The following is an 18473-nucleotide window of genomic DNA, read 5'->3' on the forward strand; positions in this document are numbered from 1 at the left end:
TCAGATCCGCAACTGGCTGCCCAGTTCGACCACGCGGTTGGCGGGCAGGCGATAGTAATCCATCGCCGATTCCGAAGCCTTGAGCAGCCAGGCAAACAGGTGTTCGCGCCATAGTGCCATACCGGCCACTTCCTTGGCGGCAATCAGCTTTTGCCGGCCGAGGAAATAGCTCGTCCGCATCGGATCGAGCGCCACACCCTGCTTGCTGATTGCGGCAAGATCGCGCGGAATGTCGATCTCTTCGGTAAAGCCGTAGTGCAGGATCACGCGGGTGAAGCCGCGGCCAACCTCATGCACTTCAAGCCGGCTCGCTGCCTCAACGCGCGGGGTTTCGGCGACCGCCACCGTCAGAAGCACGACATTCTCGTGCAGCACCTGATTGTGCTTCAGGTTGTGCAGCAGCGCTGCCGGCACGCCCTCCTTTGCGGCTGAGAGGAATACCGAGGTGCCCTTGACCCGGTGGACCGAAGCGGCGGTCGATTTGACGAAGACCTCGAGCGGGATTGAATCCGCCGCCAGATGCGCGCGCAGCACGCCGCGGCCCTTGGCCCAGGTGGTGAGCACGGTGAAGATCACCCCCGCCACAAGCAGCGGCACCCAGCCGCCATCAGCGATTTTGGCAATGTTCGACAGGAAGAAGGCGATATCGACCAGCGCGAACAGGGCAATCATGGCTGTCGCCGCCCAGCGATTCCAGCGCCACACCTTAAACAGCAGGAAGGCCAGCATGGCCGTGGTGATCAGCATCGTGCCGACCACCGAAATGCCATAGGCCGAGGCCAGCCGCGTCGATTCCCCAAAGCCCAGCACGAGCACCAGAACCATGATCAGCAGGCCCCAGTTGATCGCCGGCATATATATCTGCCCGGCGGACTTCTCACTGGTGTGAAGGATCTTGAAGCGCGGCAGGAAGCCTAGCTGGATGGCCTGATGCGTGACAGAGAACGCGCCGGTAATAACTGCCTGGCTGGCGATGATCGTCGCGCAGGTGGCAAGGCCGATCAACGGCAGTCGCGCCCATTCCGGCGCCATCAGGTAGAACGGGTTTTCCACTGCCGCCGGATTGCCAAGCAACAGCGCGCCCTGCCCCATGTAATTGAGCATCAGGCAGGGGAAGACGAGCACCAGCCAGCTTATGCCAATTGCCTTGCGGCCAAAATGGCCCATGTCGGCATAAAGCGTCTCTGCACCCGTCACCGCTAGGAACACCGACCCCATCGCGAGGAAGGCCAGCTTCGGGTCGTTCTGGAAAAATTCGACAGCCCACAGGGGATTGAATATCCCGAGTATTTGCGGCTGCGCGGCAATGTTGACCACGCCGAGCACAGCCAGCACCACGAAATAGACCATCACGATGGGGCCAAAAAGCGCGCCGACCCGGGCCGTGCCGCGCGACTGGATGAAGAACAGCCCGAGCAGGATCAGCACGGCAATCGGCAGGACCAGCGGTTCCAGCCTTGCCTCGACAATGGTCAGGCCTTCGACGGCTGATAGCACCGAGATCGCCGGGGTCAGCATGGCATCGCCATAGAACAGCGCTGCGGCCAGCACGCCAAGCACCAGCAGCACCGCCTTGCGCCGCTCGTCGAGGTGGCTAGATATGAGCGCGAGCAAGGCGAAGGAGCCACCCTCGCCGCGATTGTCGGCGCGCATGGCGACGAAGACATATTTCACGGTCACAATCAGCATAAGCGACCAGAAGATCAGGCTGAGCACGCCAAAGATGTGCAGCGGATCGACCGCGAGCGGGTGCGGGCCGATGAAGCTCTCCTTCATGGCGTAGAGCGGCGAAGTGCCGATATCGCCGAAGACGACGCCGATGGCGCCGATCATCAGAACAGCGAAACTGTCTTTGGGAGTGTCCTTTGTCGGGGCGGGGAGGACTGCGGCCTTGCCGGCAGGCGATGGCTGTGCGGTGTTTGACATGCCTTTATAATGGGGCCTGACCGCATAAAGATTCCATGTGGATTTCGCGCAGGACCACCGTAATTTCTCGACGTGCCGGCGCCGCAGGTCCATTCCTGCAGCATGACCGAAGACATTCTTGCCATACCTTACAGGCACCGCCCCGTGGCCATCCGACTGGCCGGATATTCAGGAGCCCTGCTGCTGGTCGCCCTCGCGACAGTGGTCGGACTGTTCCTAGCCTCGCGCTGGGGCAATTCGCCCGTTGTCATGCTCTACCTGCTGCCAGTGCTGGCCGCGGCGATCTATGGCGGGCTTGGGCCGGGCCTTTTGGCCGCAGTGGCCTCAGCACTCGCCTACAATTACTATTTCACCGCGCCGGTGCACACATTCGTCATTCACAGCGCGGCAGACATTGTCACCGTCATGGTCCTGTTCCTTGTCGCGCTGGTCTGCAGCCAGCTGGCGGCTTCGATTCGCCAGCAAGCGCAAATCGCCTCGCAGCACGCCGCCCGCAATGCTGCGATTGCCGGGTTTGCCCGCCGCCTGCTGTCGGCGCGCGGCGAGGCAGAAGTTGCCGAGGCCAGCGCGCTACGACTCGCCCAGCTGTTCGGCTGCCATGTCGTTATCCTGAGCCCTGACAATGAGGCACCGCCGATGGCCCGATCATCACCCGATGCAACGCTCAGCCCCAGCGATCTTGCCGCCGCCTCGTTCACGCTGCTGTCGGGCGAACGCTCAGGCCGGGGGGAAAAGCGCGCACCACAGGCCGATTGGCAGTTCCATCCCGTCATGGCCGATACCGATGTCATCGCGGCGGTCGGCCTCGCCCGCAACGATGGCGCGCCGCCGATCCGGGACGATGGCTTGTGGCTGTTCGAAAGCCTGACCGACCAGATGGCACTGGCGCTTGACCGGGCGAGACTGGACGGCGAGGCTCGCGCTTCGGCAGCGCTGCGCGCGCGTGACAAGCTGCGATCTGCCCTGCTGACATCGATCGGTGACGACGTGAAGCCCCGGCTGAAAGCCATACAGGCCGCCGTCCGCGCGCTCCGCCGCGAAGGCGCTGCCGACCGCACCCTGGTGGCGCAGCTCGATAGCGAGGTCACCGGGGTCGAGCGCCACATCGACAACCTCGTCGATGTCGGCCCGGTGGCACAACACGAAGCGATCGAGCTGGGTGAAATTTCGATAGACCTGCACCGCCGGACGGTGAGCAGACTTGGTGAGCCGGTGCACCTGACGCCCAAGGAATTCGCGGTACTGTCCGAACTCGCCAAACACGCCGGCCGGGTCCTGACGCATGCCCAGCTGCTCCGCGCCGTCTGGGGGCCGGCCCAGCAGGATCACGTCGATTACCTGCGCGTCGCCGTGGGCACGCTGCGCAAGAAGCTGGAGCGCGATCCGGCCAATCCCGAACTGATTCGCAACGAACCCGGCGTCGGCTACCGACTGGCAGCGTGACGGCCAGTTTTCGCGGATAGGGGCGGCAAAGGTTTGGCAATCAACCTGCATTAGGGTGGGGTCATGAACCGCACCGTGTCCAGCCGCCCGTCCGTTCCGGCCAGCTTTTTCGCCAAGCTGACGCTGCCCTTTGCCCTGCCGATCCTGCTGACCTTTGCTCTACTGATCGTAGTCGGCGATCGCTGGCCGCGCGATGTTGCGCCGGGTTCCGGGCTGAAGCTCGCCGGGCTGTTAGCTACTGCGCTGACGGCGACCGCCGTCTGGCACTTCATGGTTCGAGGACGGCCCGACGTACGGGTGCGCAAGTTCGCCGCGATCGCCTGTCTGGTCACCGGCCTGATGGGCTGGCCGGTGTGGACCGTGGGCCTGCTACCCAGCGCCAACGGGGCCGCGCTCGGCAGCGAATGCAGCGTGCAAATGGTGCTCGACCGCACCGAGACGACCACCCGGAGCAAGAGCCGCGCGCTCAATTACTGGGCGTGGCTGAAGCCGGGCGCCGAGGATGCGCCGCTGCAAGCGGGGCGCTATTTCATTCCGCAGCAGCGCCATGACGACTGGTCAAAGCGCCTGCCGACCACGGTCGAAGTGACCTATGCCGAGGGCGCGTTCGGTGCTGTCGTGATCACCGGCTACCGCTAGGACAACGCAAAAGGCGCGCCTGCTCCACCAGCAAGCGCGCCTCATGCAATGCCCCGGGGGACTGGGCCCGGGACCGTGCAATTGCCTCAGCTGAATTCTTCCTCGCCCAGCAGGATCGTGCGCTTGAGCAGGCGGCCGCAGTCCGGGTCATAGGGCATGGCGCGGTGCAGCGTGCCGGTGTTGTCCCACATCACGCTGTCGCCCACCTCCCATTCGTGGGCGTAGTGGTACGGCTCGCTGGTGGCGTGTTCGCGCAGGCCGTGGAGCGTACGGGCGCTTTCCTCGAAATCCTGACCGACGACATTGCGCGCCGTATTGCCCAGCACCAGGCTCTTGCGCCCGTTCCTGTGCGTCCAAACCAGTGGCAGTTCCTGCGTACCCTTCGACTGCCAGTCGAGCAGTTGCTCCATGCTGGGTTCGGGCGTGTGGTACAGCTGCGAAACCCACATGGCGTGGACCACGCGCAGCGGATCGATCTTGTCCTTCACCTCCTGCGACAGGTCGTCATAGGCGGCGTAGCAATTGGCGAACTCGGTATTGCCGCCCCAGGTGGGCAGGACCTTGCTGGTCAGGATCGAGCCGCGCACCGGCACGGGGTTCATCGTGCCATCGACATGCCAGAACAGCGATCCCTTGAGGTATTCGATCACCGACTTGTGATGCTCGCCGGCATCAAGGCTGATCGAGAAGATCGCGCCGCCATCGACGCCGATCTCAGTGGCATTGCCGCCGAGCTGGTTGGTGAAAACGATCTGCTCTTCCTCGGTGAAGTGCAATTGCTTGAACACCAGCACGCCGCGGGCTTCGAGCAGGTCGTTGATCTCGGCGGAAAGCTCGCCCGAAAGCAGCTCTTCCTTGGTGTTCAGCACGCGCGCGCCAATCTTTTCCTTGATCGGCTCGTAGCGCAGCTTGGTGGTGGTCATGACGTTCATCGCAGGCTCTCCCGGTGGCCCGTTAAGGGCTGACTGAACAGGTGTTCAGCAGGAGAAATAGCGGGTGCCCGAAACTGCGCCTTGATTCAGATCAAGCCGGGGCGGACTTGCGCCTGAGCCAGTCTTCGAACCATTCCCTTGCCTCGGCATGGCCGTAACCGGTTCCCATGCCGGACTCCATCACCAGGCTTCGGCCCAGCGCCGAAATCACGGCAACGAGCACGACGGGAGGAACTTCCTTGGCCCGTTCGCCCAGCGCGCGTTCAACTGCCGCTACCTGCAAGGCATGGGTCTGCCCGGCATGTTCGGACATCGCCTCACGCAGCGATGGGCGGTGGGCAGCCATGGCGATAAATTCAATCATCAGCGCGGTTCGTGTCGTGTCGATCGTATAGCGCCACAGCGCCAGCAATGGATCTGGATCGGCCAGCGCCTTTTCCAGTTCCTCGTTCGCCCATTCGGCCGATCGGCGATAGACGGCGACGAGAAGGTCGTCTGTGGTCGGGAAGTAATAGTGGACCAGGCTGGGCTTCAGCCCCGCGCGTGCCGCAACCCGGCGGGTGGACGCCGCAGCATAGCCCTCTTCGACGAGCACCTGCTCGGTCGCCTCGAGAATCGCCGTTCGAGTCGCAGAGTTTTCCGCCCCGACCCTGCGCCGTGGTGCCGTCATTGTAACCGATCCCCTATCCGGTCATCAGGGTTAGGCCAGAGCAGAGCAGCGCGCAAGATTGGCTTGGGCGGCATAGCACGGCGTCATTCGATCACCGGCCCCAGCCAAGCCAGCAGCCGCGCCTCGATCTCGGGAGAAGCAGGGCTGGCAGCAATGAATATCCGCGGACTGATGCCGAGCGCCGGCCGCTGGTTGATCGCCAGCTTCCAGGCCGCCTTGGCCGCAGGCACATTTCCTGAGCGGGCAAGGTAGGCCGCCTGGAACACCTGCCCCCAGACGGAGGTCCGGTTCTCGACAAGCACGCGGTCCAGCGCCTTGCCCGCACCGCCAACATCGTCGCGCATCATGGCGACGAGGAACTTGCCGAGGAAATAGCGCGCCGGCGGATCGGGATGGAAAGCGATCGATTCATCGACAAGCGCTTCGCCCGAAAGGTCGTTCTGCAGGATCATGAACATGCCGGCCAGGTTGATCAGATCGGGGTTGGAGCCGGCCGAGGCGCGCAGGCCCTTCACGGTTTCGTGAACCGACTCCCGATATCCCAGCAAGGCATAATTGCGCGCGAGGGCAAGCGCGATGTGCCGCGATTCCGGATAGCGAGCGCGCGCCCTTTCGAGCAGCTTGAGGGTGTCCCTGAGCTTGCTTTCCGTTGACCCGGAAGCCAGCGGAGCAAGCGCTGCGTTCATCTCGCTCCAGGCAAAGATCGCCACCGCCACCGGGCGCTGCGGAGCGTGTTCGTGCCACCGCCGTGTGCATTCCGACAGTTCCGGATCGTCGTACATCGGATCGGTACGCACTTGCTGACTGAAACGCAGCCAGCAATCGTAAGGCGAGTTGGCCGCCACGCTGTTGCGCGATTCCAGCGATTCAATCTGGCCGGAATAACCGAAGATTGCATAGGCCGCCCGGCCCAGGGCAAGCCTGCTCGCCGCATCCGGCTGCCCCGCGCTGACCGGCACCTCCGCCTGATAGGTCACGCGGTTGCGCTTGAGGCTGGTCACCTCGATCCGCACGATGCGGCCCCCCGCCTGCCCCGGCTTCACCTGAAGATCGACTAGGTAGGTCACCTCGCCGGTCATGGCATGGGCCAATCGGATGGCTTCATAGGGACGGATGGCCTCGCGGAAGCTGTCGGCAATCTCGCGTTCCTCGGGCGAGGCAGAGGCCCCGGCCGGACTGGCCAGCCGGACCAGAACGTTGGGGAAATTGGTCTGCTGCCACGTCGCCGCCTCGATCAGCGAGCGATTGTAGAGCCATTGCCCGGCGAACAGGGCGCAGGCGAGGAGCATCATCAGGATCGGCCAGCGATAGCGGCGCAGGATTGTGAGGGGCCGGGCCGCAAGCGCGTTTTCGAGCTCAGGCCCTGGCGCTGTCTCTCCTTCTGCTGCGTTCTCAAGCACAACCTTGTAGGACCCGAGCGGAATGTTCAGCCGCTGCCCACTGGCCCGTGGGTCAGTCTGGTAGAACGTATCGAGCGCCCGGCGCAGGCGCACCATGGCGACGCGCGAATAGGTATCGAGCTGCGGATCATGCCCGCTCTCGCGCCCCAACCCGTCAACCGCGACGGTGTACGATTTCAGCCGCTCCGCCCGCCCGGCAATGCTCTCGTCGACGAGGTAGCCCAGCAGCCGCGACAGGACGGGCGAGCGCGCAAAGGCCGGGCTGGCCAGCACTGCGGCCAGTTCGGCCCGCATCGCTTCGGGGGTGGGGCGGTCCTGATCCATCGAAGCCGGTAGCGCTCCCTGAGGCTCCACCGTCAAGGTAGTTGCCGATTGTCTTGTTTTTTCGATCCTGCGCCTAATGGTTGCCGACGCATCAAGCAACACTTGTGTCTTTTGGCTAACGCCGCGCTTACCTTCGCCCATCCCGCAAACTCCGCGCCGCTGCACCCCGTGAAACCGTTTCACACCCCCGGGCCACTGTATGAACCTTGCGAGCGCCCGCAGGCTCTGGTGAATCACGGAGCGGCCGATCGAATGTAGTCCAACCTCCCACCCCCTGTTGACGCGCTCGGTCGGCCCACGGAGTTGCAAAAAGCCAATGAGCTACATCTGGACCGACAAAGAGCAGGCGGGCAACGCGCAAGGCGCGAACCGCAAGCCGTGGAGCGAACCGCAGATCGTACGTCTGCGCCCCGGCACCCCTGAATACGACCGCGCGCGCAAGGCGCTGCTGGGCCACCAGGAGGACTGATCCGCGCGGCGGCAGGCGGGCGATTATTTACCACAGCTTCTGGCTGACGCACCAAAGCCCGCGCACAATCTCAATCCACTGTTCGATGTTGATGGCGCAGGCCATGTAACGCTGGCGCAGCAGCTATCCGCGGGAGAGCGGCGGGAGCTTGGCGCGCAAGTCGGATCACTTGCAGAGCATGAGCGCGAGATTGTGAACGCGCTGGATTTCCTGCTGACGGGGGTTTGAAGCCCCCCGCCCTCACTTCTTCCTGTTCTTCCGCGCGGCATACTTCGCATCGCGCGCCGCCTTCAGTTCTTCCTCGGTCGGCTTGGCGACTTCGGGCACCATGGCGGCGGCCTTCTTCTCCGCCTTAGCCTGCTCAAGTGCGGCCTTCTTGGCGGCGCGCTTTTCGGCTTCGGCGGCTTCCTTGGCTTCGCGGGCGGCCTTGCGGCGGGCAACTTCGGCCTCGTCGACGGGCGCCTTCTTGGCGGCGAGGAGCTTCAGGGCCTTTTCGCGGGCCTGCTGGGCCAGCGCAGTGCGGTCCTGGAAGCTGGGGTCTTTGTAGGATGCCATGGTGGAGCGGGCCTTTCGTGCACTGCTATAGGGGTTAACTGCCGGTTTGGCGAATAGGTCCGGCTGGGCCGGAGGTTTTTGGTTTTGCTGGGGTGGTGCGGGGAGTTTTACCCTCCGTCAGCGCTACGCGCTGCCACCTCCTCATCTGGGCTGCACAAAAATGGAGAGGGTCTTTGGTTACTCTTCGCCCATGCGCAGGGCGGCGATGAAGGCTTCTTGCGGGATGGAGACGTTGCCGTATTCGCGCATCCGCGCCTTGCCCTTCTTCTGCTTGTCGAGCAGCTTTTTCTTGCGACTGATGTCGCCGCCATAGCACTTGGCCGTCACATCCTTGCGCATGGCGCTGATGGTTTCGCGGGCCACCACCTTGCCGCCGATCGCCGCCTGGATGGGGATCTTGAACAGGTGGCGGGGGATGAGGTCTTTCAGGCGTTCGCACATGTGGCGGCCGCGGGTTTCGGCGACGGAGCGGTGGACGATCATCGACAGCGCATCGACCGGTTCGTTGTTGACGAGGATGCCCATCTTGACGAGGTCGCCTTCGCGCAGGCCGATCTGTTCGTAATCGAAGCTGGCATAGCCGCGGCTGATGCTCTTCAGGCGGTCGTAGAAATCGAACACGACTTCGTTGAGCGGCAATTCGTAGCTCACCTGGGCGCGACCGCCGACATAGGTGAGGCCGGTCTGCACGCCGCGCCGGTCCTGGCAGAGCTTGAGGATCGAGCCGAGGTATTCGTCTGGCGTGTAGATCACCGCCTTGATCCACGGTTCCTCGATCGTTTCGATCCGGCTGGGATCGGGATAGTCGGCCGGGTTGTGCAGCAGAATCTCGCGCGCGTCGTCGGTCTTCGATTTGCGTAGCTGGATGCGGTAGACGACGCTGGGAGCGGTGGTAATCAGGTCCAGATCGTATTCGCGGGTGAGGCGCTCCTGGATGATCTCGAGGTGGAGCAGGCCGAGGAAGCCGCAGCGGAAGCCGAAGCCGAGCGCAGCGCTGCTCTCCATCTCGAAACTGAACGAGGCGTCGTTGAGGCGCAGGCGGGCGATGGATTCGCGCAGCTTTTCGAAGTCGGCGGCATCGACCGGGAACAGGCCGCAGAACACCACCGGCTGGACTTCCTTGAAGCCCGGGAGCGCCTGCGCGGCCCCGTTCTTCACCGTGGTGATCGTGTCACCGACGCGGGCCTGGGCGACTTCCTTGATCTGCGCGGTGATGATTCCGATTTCGCCGGGGCCGAGTTCCTCGAGCACTTCCAGCTTGGGCGTCATGCAGCCGACGCGGTCAATCAGGTGTTCGGTTCCGCCGGCCATGAACTTCACGTTCAGGCCCTTTTTGATCACCCCGTCGATCACGCGCACGAGGATGACGACGCCGAGATAGGAATCGTACCAGGAATCGACCAGCATGGCCTTCAGCGGCGCGGCGCGGTCGCCCTTGGGCGGGGGAATGCGGGTGACCACGGCTTCGAGCACTTCGGCGATGCCGATGCCGCTTTTCGCCGAGGTGAGGACGGCCTGGCTGGCGTCAAGGCCGATGACCTCCTCGATCTCGGCCCTGACCTTGTCGGGTTCGGCGGCGGGGAGGTCGATCTTGTTGATGACGGGGACGATCTCGTGGTCATGCTCGATCGACTGGTAGACATTAGCGAGGGTCTGCGCTTCCACGCCCTGCGCCGCGTCAACCACCAGCAGCGCGCCTTCGCAGGCGGCGAGGCTGCGGGAGACCTCGTAGGCGAAGTCGACGTGGCCGGGGGTGTCCATGAGGTTCAGCTCATAGGTGATCCCGTCCTTGGCCGTGTAGTTCAGCCGCACGGTCTGCGCCTTGATGGTAATCCCGCGCTCTTTCTCGATATCCATGTTATCAAGGACTTGCGCGCTCATCTCACGCTCGGTCAGCCCGCCGGTGTGCTGGATCAGCCGGTCAGCCAGCGTGGACTTGCCGTGGTCGATATGCGCGATGATGGAGAAATTACGGATAAGGGCGAGATCAGTCATCCGGGCCCGTTAGCAGCGGCGCTGCAAGGTGTCACGCCATCAGCGCATTCAGGCGGCTTTGCCCTGCTTTCCGGCGGTTTCCATGGTGGCGAACTTGGGCAGGTGCATACCCCCGCTGGTGTTGAGCGCGACCACGGCCGCGGTGCTGCCGGGGGCCGGCATACCCATCGCATCGAGCAGGTGGCGCGGCACGCGGTGGCGGGTGCACAGGCCGCCCGCGCCGTCATCGACCAAGGCGCTTTCGAACTCGAGACCCTGCACCGCGCCATCTGAACGGCGCACGATGGAAACCATCAGTTGTCCCTCGCCCAGATCCACGACGAATTCGGTGCCGATAGGAACGTCGAACAGTCCTTCGACCAGTGCGCCCCCCCGGCTGAGGTTGCGCATGATCACGTCATAGCGGAAGTCTTCGTGGATGACCCCGACGCGGCGATAGACCGAGCGGCGGTCGGCGCGCTGGCGTGCCGGACCATCGGGCTCGAGAATCCACAGTCCGGTCGCCAGCGCGTCGATCACTTCCTCGATCCCGCACGGCGGCGAATAGATGTAGCCCTGCACCTGCTTGATGCCGAGGTCCTGCATGGCCTTCAATTCGTCGCGCGCCTCGACGCCGACGGCAATCGCCGTCATGCCAAGCTCTCGCGAGAGCGTGACGATCGACGCTCCGATGGCTGCGCAGCGGCTGCGGCCCGAGGCCATTTGCTGGACCACCTGCCGGTCGATCTTGACCTTGTTGAAGTGATGGTTGCGCAGCCGTCCGAGTGGCGAGATGCCGGCGCCGAAATTGTCGAGCGTGACGCGCACGCCCAGCGTTTTCAGTGCGCCAAAGGTCTCGTTGATCAGCTCCTCGCTGACACCGAAAACCGCTTCGTTGAATTCAAGCTCAAGCCGGTCGCCGGGCAGTTCCGACTCGGCCAGGGCCTGCATCAGTCCCGCCATGAAGCCGTTGTGCGCCAGGTGGGCAGGCGCGACGTTGACCGCGACAAACAGGCTGCCCGGCCACTGCGCTGCCTCGCGGCAGGCCTCGCGGAGAGCCCATTCGCTGAGCCCGACGATCAGGTCCGATTCCTCGGCGATGGGAATGAACATCGACGGAGACAGCTCGCCGAATTCGGGGTGCTCCCAGCGCATAAGCGCCTCGAAGCCACAGACTATGTTGGTCGCCGGGGTGACAATCGGCTGGTAAGCGAGCCGGATCTGCCCTTCTGCCAGCGCATGGCGAAGGTCTTCTTCCAGCACCTTGCGCTTTTCGGCGGTGTTCTGGAGTTCGATCGAGAAGAAGCGGAACTGCCCGCGTCCGCCGCCCTTGGCCGCGTAAAGCGCCAGGTCGGCATTGCGCACCAGTTCCTCGCTGGTCGCGCCATCGAACGGCGCCACGGCAATGCCGATCGACGCGCCGATGACGCAGCGCGAATTGTCGATCGAATAGGGCTGCGATACCAGCGCGATGATCCTCTTGGCAATGTCGCCCAGCTTGCCGCGGTCCTCGCAATCAGGGAGGATGATCTGGAATTCGTCCCCACCAAGGCGGCCGATCTCGCCGTCCTTGCCAATCACGCCGCGCAGCCGTTCGGCCACCTGCTTGAGCAGCGCATCGCCCACCGGATGGCCCAGCGTATCGTTGACCTGCTTGAACCGGTCCAGGTCGATCATCATCAGCGAGCACGAACGCTGGCTCGACTTATAGGCGCTCAGCGTCGATTCAAGCCGCTGCCCCATGGTGAAGCGGTTGTTAAGTCCGGTCAGCGAATCGAATTTGGCGAGCCGGCTGGTGTCGCGCCTTTCGCGCAGCTGTTCGGTGATGTCGACGCCATTGCCGCGAAAGCCGATGAATTCGCCCTTGGCATCCAATTGCGGACGGCCGGATACCGACCACCAGATCTCCGCGCCTTCGCGCCGGGCGCGCAGCGGAAAGTCGGCGAACGTCTTGTGCGAAGCGAGCGCGAGGGGCAGCGTGCGGCCCGTATCCTGTCGTTCCTCGTTATCGAGAAAGAACAGGGCGCCCAGCGGCTGGCCGACCAGTTCGCCGGGCTCCTTGCCCAAGGCCTTGGCAACGCTGGACGAAACATAACGCAAAAGGCCATCGGCATCGGTAGTCCAGAACCAGCCAAGGCCCGATTCCTCGTAATCGCGAAGGGCGGCCAGCGCCTCGCGCTCCTCGTCCACCGACGGCACGGGTCGTGCCTCGGAGGAGGATGCGCTGCGCCTGAAGTTGCCAAGCCTTCTAATCATCTGTGCCTCTGGCCGGCGGCCGGGCAAAAAGCGCGGTGCGGCTTGGATGCACTTGTAAACCCGCAATGGTTAACCAACCACCAAGGTTTAGGGGCTTGTCCTTGGGGAAAGCCCTCGGCCTAACCCGCTTTCAGCAGCTTTGATCGATCAAGCAGCGGCCGCTTCACCGGTTCGGGCATGAGGATCACGCGGCCGCTCTCGTCAGTATCGAGCGGCCGGGCAAATTCGATGCCCATGCGGTCTTCCTTCGACCAGCGCGAGGTGATGGTGAGCACCTGGCCTTCACCCAGTTCGAGCGTGAACACGGTGCCTGACGGCACGTTCCACAGCCCCGATACCAGCGCCCCGGTGCGCGAGATATTGCGGATTGTCGCGTCATAGCGTTGCTGTCCGTGCTGCAGCATCACCCGGCGCAGCATCGTCTGACGGGGGCTGCGAGCCGAACGCGGACCATCGGCGGTCACGGCAAGGCCGCGCGCCAGCAGCGCCTCGGCATCTTCGCGGGTCAGCGGCTTGGCATAGACGAAGCCCTGAACGTGGCTGCAGCCCAGAACGCGGACCAGATCGAGCTCGTCCAGCGTCTCCACGCCTTCCGCCGTGGTTTCCATGTCGAGCGCTTCGGCCAGACTGACGATCGAGGAAATGATCGCGCCGTTGCGGCTGCCGTGAATCGTTGCGCCGTGCACGAAGGACTGGTCGATCTTGATCTTGTCGAACGGCGCTTTCTTCAGATAGCCGAGCGAGGAATAGCCAGTGCCGAAATCGTCGAGCGCCAGACGCACGCCGATCCGCTTGAGCGCGGCGAACATCGCGTCGGTGCCGTCGCTGTCATTGAGGAACACGCTTTCGGTGATTTCCAGTTCGAGCCGCGAGGGATCGATCTGGGCCGAGGCGATGACATTGGTGACCACTGCCGGCAGCGTCGGGTTGGCAAACTGCAGCGGCGAGACGTTGACCGCCACGCGCACGCCTTCGGGCCACTTGGCCATGTCATGACAGGCCGTGCGCAGCGCCCATTCGCCAATCTGGACAATCAGACCGGCGTCCTCGGCGATGGGGATGAACTTTGCCGGGCTGAGCTGCCCGCGCACCGGATGGTTCCAGCGCAGCAGCGCCTCGAAGCCGGTGATCTTCTCAGTCGTGGTCGAGACGACCGGCTGGTAATACAATTCCAGCCCGCCAGTAGTCAGCGCATCGCGCAGGTCCTGTTCAAGCTGGCGGCGCTCCTCGGCGTCGGAATGGAGGTCGGGCGCGTAGAAATGGTGGCGGCCGCGCCCGCCGTCCTTGGCCGCGTAAAGCGCAAGGTCGGCGTTGCGGATCAGGGCTTCGGAGGTCACCCCGTTTTCCGGGGCCAGGGCAATGCCGATCGAAGCGCCGATCATCACGCGGTGCCCTTCGATCAGATAGGGCTGAGACAGCGCCTCGATCACGCGGCGGGCGAGTTCGGCAAGCTCGGCATTGGGCGTGTGGCCCGGGACGATCACCTTGAATTCGTCACCGCCCAGGCGCCCGACTCGGCCGGCCCGGCCGACCACGCGTTCAAGCCGCTGCGACACCTGCTTCAGCAGGGCATCGCCAGCCGGGTGGCCCAACGTATCGTTGACCTGCTTGAACCGGTCGAGATCGAGGAGCAGGACCGCGCAGGCGCGCTGCGCCTCGGCCCTGGCGGTCAGGATCTTCTCGAGCATCTGCGACATTTGCAACCGGTTGGCGAGGCCGGTCAGCGAATCGTAATGCGCCAGACGGGTCACCTTTTCTTCCGAACGGCGGCGCTCGGTCAGGTCGCTGCCCGAACCGCGAAAGCCCTGGAAGTTGTTGTAGTCGTCATAGATCGGCAGGCCGTTGATCGACCACCAGCGCTCGTCACGGTTCTTTGTTGCCGCGTGGACGGCGAGCTCCTGGAACGAGGACCGGGTGGACAAGTGGAACGCCAGCGTGCGCTCGCCTTCCTGCGACTGGTCGTCGAGGATGAACAGTTCGGTGAAAGGCCGGCCAATCAGGCGGCGGCTTTCGCGCCCGACGATCTCACCGATGGTCGGCGAAACATAGGTGATCATGCCGCGCCGGTCGGTTTCCCAGAACCAGCCCTGACGGGTCTGTTCGAAATCGTTGAGGATCAGTTCGGCCCGCTGCTGCGCCCGCTCGACCTCTTCCTGCGCTTTCTGCGCGCGGTTGTCTTCGCGCGCCTGCTGGCGTGACGAATAGAGGCCCATCAGGGCGGCGGCGATGATCGCCATGAGCACGACAGGATGGAACGAGGTGATGAGAAATCCCAGCCACAGGGCCAGCTTGCCGGTGATCAAGGCCTTCAGCCGTCCACTGGTCTTGATCGCGCAGATCAGGTCGAGCAGCACGAGGCTGGCAACTTCGACGCCCAGCACGCCATCCGCTTCGAACCACATTCCCATCCCTGCGCCGAACAGGATCATCGGCAGGCCGACCATCAACGCGACGACAAGATAAGTCGCCTGCGTGCTGAGTTCGTGGTCCTGCTCGAAAGCAATGGCCTTGCGCGCCAGCATGGCAACAGCCATGGCAACGCCGCAGATCAGGCTCTGGACGATGGACGGGAGCGACCACGAAGTCAGCCCGTTGCCGACCATGACAATGGCCATGACCGGCCCCATGTGCCACCATTCAGGCGGCAGGGCATAGCGCTGAACATAACGCTTTCCGCGCACTTTCGCGGTGGTCGCGGCGCGGCGCGAGGAGCCGGAATTGACCGGGGCCGGACCGGAATTTTCCGTTACCAGCGACGTGTCTGGAGCAGGCGTCAACGGGCGCGCGGCATCCTGCGCGGATATATCCCGTTGAACCAAATCATCACTCATTCGCCAACCCTGCCAAACTGCCCCTGCAAAACGGTTAATTGCGCGCCGAATTTCCTCAATTTTACAAGTCAAACACCACGGCCCGCCGCTGGCTGGTGGAAAATCTCAGAAAAGCCTTGCGCAATGCCGCGATTCCGATTGCAAATGGTCCTCACAGAAAATGACGAAATAAACGAATTGGGGTGAGGCGTGCGGCAGATTGCGATCATCGGTTCAGGACCGGCTGGATATTACACCGCGGAAGCCGCGCAGAAGCAGTGGGGCGAGGATGTTGTGGTCGACATTTTCGACCGCCTGCCCGTGCCTTTCGGCCTGATCCGCACCGGCGTCGCGCCCGATCACCAGTCGATCAAGGGTGTGTCGAAACGTTACGAAGCCGTCGCCCTGTCAGACAATGTACGCTTCATCGGCAATGTCACCGTGGGCGAGGATATCTCCATCGCCGAGCTTGAGGCCATGTACGATGCGGTCGTGCTCGCCACCGGCGCGCCGCATGACAAAAAGCTGGGGCTGGAAGGCGAAGACCTGGCCGGAGTTTACGGCAGCGCCGCCTTTGTCGGCTGGTACAACGGCCACCCGCAGTTCGCCGGGCTCGATCCCGACGTGTCGGGCGGCCACGCCGTGGTAATCGGCAACGGCAATGTCGCACTCGACGTGGCGCGCATTCTCGCCAAGACGCGCGGTGAATTCGCCGGCAGCGACATTGTTGCCCATGCGCTTGATATCCTTCAGCAATCAAGAATCGAGCAGATCACCATCCTGGGCCGCCGCGGACCCCACCAGATCGCCATGACGACCAAGGAACTGGGCGAACTCGCGCACCTGACTCGCGCTTGCCCGCGCGTCGATCCAGCCGACCTGCCCGACGAGGGCGAGGACGCGCTGCTCGAACCCGGCCAGCGCAAGTCGGTCACTCACCTGCGCTCCTTCGCCGCCATTCCGGAAAGCCACCGCGCCGACAAGGACATCGAGATCGAGTTCGATTTCTTCGCCTCACCCAAGCGTATTCTGGGTGATGGGGGCAAGGTTACGGGTGTCGAAGTCGAGCGCACGAAGCTGGACGGCGGCCGCGCCGTTGGCACAGGCGAGACTTACGTTGTGCCCGCCAGCCTCGTCGTCGCCTGCATCGGCTACCAGACATCGCCGATCCCCAGCGTACCGTTCGAGGAAAGCGCAGGCCGCTTCGCCAATGTCGATGGCCGCATCCTGCCAGGGCTCTACTGCGTCGGCTGGGCGCGGCGCGGACCTTCGGGGACGATCGGCACCAACCGGCCAGACGGCTTCTCGATTATCGAACGTATTGTAGAGGACCTGGCGTCAGGCGCAGCCAAGGGCGGCAAGCCCGGCCGCGCGGCCTTTGATGCGCTGGCAGAACAGCGCAACCTCAAGATTGTCCGCTTCCGCGACTGGCAGAACATCGACGAAGCCGAAAAGGCCAACGCCCGCGAGGATTCGCCGCGCGAGAAGTTTGTGAATGTCGATCACATGATCGAAGCGGCAAAGCGGTAAGCCGGGAGCGAAACAGGCGGCCCCGCCAAACGCGGCTATTTGCCCTGAAGGACGTCGCCCCAAGTGGTCATCCGCGTTCCGAGATCCATCATGCGCGGCAGGCACTCATCCTTGGCACCTTCGATTTCCGCGCCGTTTTTATTGATGTAGTCGGCAGTCAGGCCCTGTTCGAAGCGCTTGCCCGTGGTGCCTTCCCAGCGCCCAATGAAAAAGGCCAGGACGAGCGACATGCTGCTGGCCAGTTCCTTGTCCTTCTGGTTGGTCCCGACCATCATCGCCGCCCAACCGGCACAGCGCAGGTCGGAATCGCCGATTGCCGTTGCATTCGCGCCAGAGGCAGACGTCGCCAGCAAGCCGAGGGCAAGGGTCATCGACATCGCGGTCAGACCCGCATCGGCATCAGCACGTAAAGCGCAGCCGACTTGTCATCCTTGCGGATCAGCGTCGGCGCGCCGGCATCGGCAAGGTGCAGTTCGACCGTGTCGCCATCGATCTGGGCGAGGATATCCTTGAGGTAATTGGCGTTGAAGCCGATCTCGATCCCTTCGGACTTGTAGTCCGCAGGCAATTCTTCCGCCGCCGTGCCGTTGTCGGGCGAGGTGACCGAGAGGGTCACGCGGTCATTGTCGAGGCTGATCTTCACCGCGCGGGTCTTTTCGGTGGCGATGGTCGCCACGCGGTCCACACCTTCGTAGAAGGTGCGCGGATCGAGGCGCAGAAGCTTGTCGTTCCCGGTCGGAATCACGCGGCTGTAATCGGGGAAAGTGCCGTCGATCAGCTTGGACGTGAGCACGACGCCGTTTTCGCCGCCAAGGGTGAAGCGCACCTTGCTGGCCGAAAGATCGATCAACACGTTGGTATCGAGCGATTCTTCGAGCAGCTTGCGCAATTCGGCGACGCATTTGCGCGGCACGATCACGTCGGGCATGCCCTCGGCGCCGTCGGGCCGCTTGAGGGTATAACGTGCGAGGCGGTGGCCATCGGTGGCGGCTGCCTTCAGCTCGTCATCGCTGACGTGCAGGAAAATGCCGTTGAGGTAGTAGCGCGTTTCCTCGGTGCTGATGGCAAAGCGGGTGCGGTCAATTAGTTCGGCCAGCGTTGCGGCGGGCAGTTCGAAGCTGGTCGGCAGATCGCCTTCGACGATCACCGGGAAATCGTCCCGCGGCAGGGTCGGCAGGCTGAAGCGGCTGCGGCCGGCCTTCACCGTCATGCGGTTGTCGGTGACTTCCAGGCTGACCTGGCTGCCGTCCTGCAACTTGCGCGCGATATCGAACAGCAGGTGGGCCGAGACAGTGATCGCGCCGGCCACGTCGACCGAGACCGCGTTCATCGTTTCGACGACCTGAATGTCGAGGTCAGTCGCCATGATCTTCACCGCGCCGGCGCCCGATGCCTCGATCAGGACGTTCGACAGGATCGGAATGGTATTGCGCCGTTCGACAACGGACTGGACGTGCGACAGGCACTTCAGGAGTGTCGCGCGTTCGATAGTGGCTTTCATCGTCGTCCCATTCCCCATCGCGCCTTCGCGCAAAGACCCTTGAT

General features: G+C 63.6%; 15 protein-coding genes. 5 read left to right on the forward strand and 10 right to left on the reverse strand.

Annotation, left to right across the window (positions count from 1 at the left end; genetic code table 11):
- The gene (locus WG900_RS06740) at nucleotides 1-1926 is read right to left on the reverse strand and encodes a potassium transporter Kup (protein ID WP_417597081.1); all 1926 of its coding nucleotides are present in this window, start codon (nucleotides 1924-1926) and stop codon (nucleotides 1-3) included.
- A 102-nt stretch (nucleotides 1927-2028) separates the two neighbouring features.
- Here WG900_RS06740 and WG900_RS06745 point away from each other — a divergent pair, with 102 nt between their 5' ends.
- On the forward strand, nucleotides 2029-3369 hold the full coding sequence (locus WG900_RS06745; RefSeq protein WP_339965776.1) for a DUF4118 domain-containing protein: 1341 nt from the start codon (nucleotides 2029-2031) through the stop codon (nucleotides 3367-3369).
- Nucleotides 3370-3432: 63 nt separating this feature from the next.
- Complete coding sequence (locus tag WG900_RS06750; protein ID WP_339965778.1) at nucleotides 3433-4008, forward strand: hypothetical protein; 576 nt, start codon at nucleotides 3433-3435, stop codon at nucleotides 4006-4008.
- A gap of 86 nt (nucleotides 4009-4094) precedes the next feature.
- Here the strand turns inward: WG900_RS06750 and WG900_RS06755 are convergent, their stop codons facing one another.
- The 3 genes from WG900_RS06755 to WG900_RS06765 all read right to left on the reverse strand — a co-directional run bounded on the left by WG900_RS06755 (nucleotide 4095) and on the right by WG900_RS06765 (nucleotide 7334).
- On the reverse strand, nucleotides 4095-4940 hold the full coding sequence (locus tag WG900_RS06755) for a TauD/TfdA dioxygenase family protein (RefSeq protein WP_339965780.1): 846 nt from the start codon (nucleotides 4938-4940) through the stop codon (nucleotides 4095-4097).
- Between the two features lie 91 nt (nucleotides 4941-5031).
- Nucleotides 5032-5610 (reverse strand): TetR/AcrR family transcriptional regulator, encoded by a 579-nt coding sequence (locus tag WG900_RS06760; protein WP_339965781.1) that lies wholly within the window; start codon nucleotides 5608-5610, stop codon nucleotides 5032-5034.
- An 83-nt stretch (nucleotides 5611-5693) separates the two neighbouring features.
- On the reverse strand, nucleotides 5694-7334 hold the full coding sequence (locus tag WG900_RS06765; RefSeq protein ID WP_339965782.1) for a tetratricopeptide repeat protein: 1641 nt from the start codon (nucleotides 7332-7334) through the stop codon (nucleotides 5694-5696).
- 316 nt (nucleotides 7335-7650) lie between these two features.
- Between WG900_RS06765 and WG900_RS06770 the strand changes: the two genes are divergently transcribed.
- Entirely contained in the window at nucleotides 7651-7803 is a 153-nt protein-coding gene (locus tag WG900_RS06770; RefSeq protein WP_339965783.1) for a hypothetical protein, read from the forward strand.
- A gap of 39 nt (nucleotides 7804-7842) precedes the next feature.
- Nucleotides 7843-8031: a CcdB family protein gene (locus WG900_RS20195; protein ID WP_417597165.1), complete on the forward strand. Its 189-nt coding sequence runs from the start codon at nucleotides 7843-7845 to the stop codon at nucleotides 8029-8031.
- A 12-nt stretch (nucleotides 8032-8043) separates the two neighbouring features.
- On the opposite strand, the gene WG900_RS06775 is transcribed toward WG900_RS20195, so the two are convergent.
- The 4 genes from WG900_RS06775 to WG900_RS06790 all read right to left on the reverse strand — a co-directional run bounded on the left by WG900_RS06775 (nucleotide 8044) and on the right by WG900_RS06790 (nucleotide 15419).
- Nucleotides 8044-8358 carry a DUF6481 family protein gene (locus tag WG900_RS06775; RefSeq protein WP_339965784.1) on the reverse strand — a complete coding sequence of 105 codons (315 nt, stop codon included), beginning with the start codon at nucleotides 8356-8358 and terminating at the stop codon, nucleotides 8044-8046.
- Between the two features lie 177 nt (nucleotides 8359-8535).
- On the reverse strand, nucleotides 8536-10353 hold the full coding sequence (lepA, locus tag WG900_RS06780) for a translation elongation factor 4 (protein WP_339965786.1): 1818 nt from the start codon (nucleotides 10351-10353) through the stop codon (nucleotides 8536-8538).
- Between the two features lie 48 nt (nucleotides 10354-10401).
- Entirely contained in the window at nucleotides 10402-12531 is a 2130-nt protein-coding gene (locus WG900_RS06785; RefSeq protein WP_339965788.1) for an EAL domain-containing protein, read from the reverse strand.
- Between the two features lie 176 nt (nucleotides 12532-12707).
- On the reverse strand, nucleotides 12708-15419 hold the full coding sequence (locus WG900_RS06790) for an EAL domain-containing protein (protein WP_339965790.1): 2712 nt from the start codon (nucleotides 15417-15419) through the stop codon (nucleotides 12708-12710).
- 189 nt (nucleotides 15420-15608) lie between these two features.
- Here WG900_RS06790 and WG900_RS06795 point away from each other — a divergent pair, with 189 nt between their 5' ends.
- Nucleotides 15609-16928 (forward strand): FAD-dependent oxidoreductase, encoded by a 1320-nt coding sequence (locus tag WG900_RS06795; protein WP_339965791.1) that lies wholly within the window; start codon nucleotides 15609-15611, stop codon nucleotides 16926-16928.
- Between the two features lie 35 nt (nucleotides 16929-16963).
- Here WG900_RS06795 and WG900_RS06800 read toward each other — a convergent pair whose 3' ends face one another.
- A complete protein-coding gene (locus WG900_RS06800; protein ID WP_339965792.1) occupies nucleotides 16964-17299 on the reverse strand; it encodes a hypothetical protein in 336 nt (111 codons plus the stop codon).
- A gap of 11 nt (nucleotides 17300-17310) precedes the next feature.
- On the reverse strand, nucleotides 17311-18429 hold the full coding sequence (gene dnaN / locus WG900_RS06805) for a DNA polymerase III subunit beta (RefSeq protein WP_339965794.1): 1119 nt from the start codon (nucleotides 18427-18429) through the stop codon (nucleotides 17311-17313).
- Between the last annotated feature and the right edge of the window lie 44 nt (nucleotides 18430-18473).

The sequence above is a fragment of the Novosphingobium aquae genome (assembly GCF_037572715.1).
GTDB lineage: Bacteria > Pseudomonadota > Alphaproteobacteria > Sphingomonadales > Sphingomonadaceae > Novosphingobium > Novosphingobium aquae.

What these genes read in the sequence shown, in the direction of transcription:
- WG900_RS06740 (WP_417597081.1), bottom strand. Translation starts at nt 1,926, where the DNA reads ATGTCAAACACCGCACAGCCATCGCCTGCCGGCAAGGCCGCAGTCCTC.
- WG900_RS06745 (WP_339965776.1), top strand. Translation starts at nt 2,029, where the DNA reads ATGACCGAAGACATTCTTGCCATACCTTACAGGCACCGCCCCGTGGCC.
- WG900_RS06750 (WP_339965778.1), top strand. Translation starts at nt 3,433, where the DNA reads ATGAACCGCACCGTGTCCAGCCGCCCGTCCGTTCCGGCCAGCTTTTTC.
- WG900_RS06755 (WP_339965780.1), bottom strand. Translation starts at nt 4,940, where the DNA reads ATGAACGTCATGACCACCACCAAGCTGCGCTACGAGCCGATCAAGGAA.
- WG900_RS06760 (WP_339965781.1), bottom strand. Translation starts at nt 5,610, where the DNA reads ATGACGGCACCACGGCGCAGGGTCGGGGCGGAAAACTCTGCGACTCGA.
- WG900_RS06765 (WP_339965782.1), bottom strand. Translation starts at nt 7,334, where the DNA reads ATGGATCAGGACCGCCCCACCCCCGAAGCGATGCGGGCCGAACTGGCC.
- WG900_RS06770 (WP_339965783.1), top strand. Translation starts at nt 7,651, where the DNA reads ATGAGCTACATCTGGACCGACAAAGAGCAGGCGGGCAACGCGCAAGGC.
- WG900_RS06775 (WP_339965784.1), bottom strand. Translation starts at nt 8,358, where the DNA reads ATGGCATCCTACAAAGACCCCAGCTTCCAGGACCGCACTGCGCTGGCC.
- lepA (WP_339965786.1), bottom strand. Translation starts at nt 10,353, where the DNA reads ATGACTGATCTCGCCCTTATCCGTAATTTCTCCATCATCGCGCATATC.
- WG900_RS06790 (WP_339965790.1), bottom strand. Translation starts at nt 15,419, where the DNA reads ATGAGTGATGATTTGGTTCAACGGGATATATCCGCGCAGGATGCCGCG.
- WG900_RS06800 (WP_339965792.1), bottom strand. Translation starts at nt 17,299, where the DNA reads ATGACCCTTGCCCTCGGCTTGCTGGCGACGTCTGCCTCTGGCGCGAAT.
- dnaN (WP_339965794.1), bottom strand. Translation starts at nt 18,429, where the DNA reads ATGAAAGCCACTATCGAACGCGCGACACTCCTGAAGTGCCTGTCGCAC.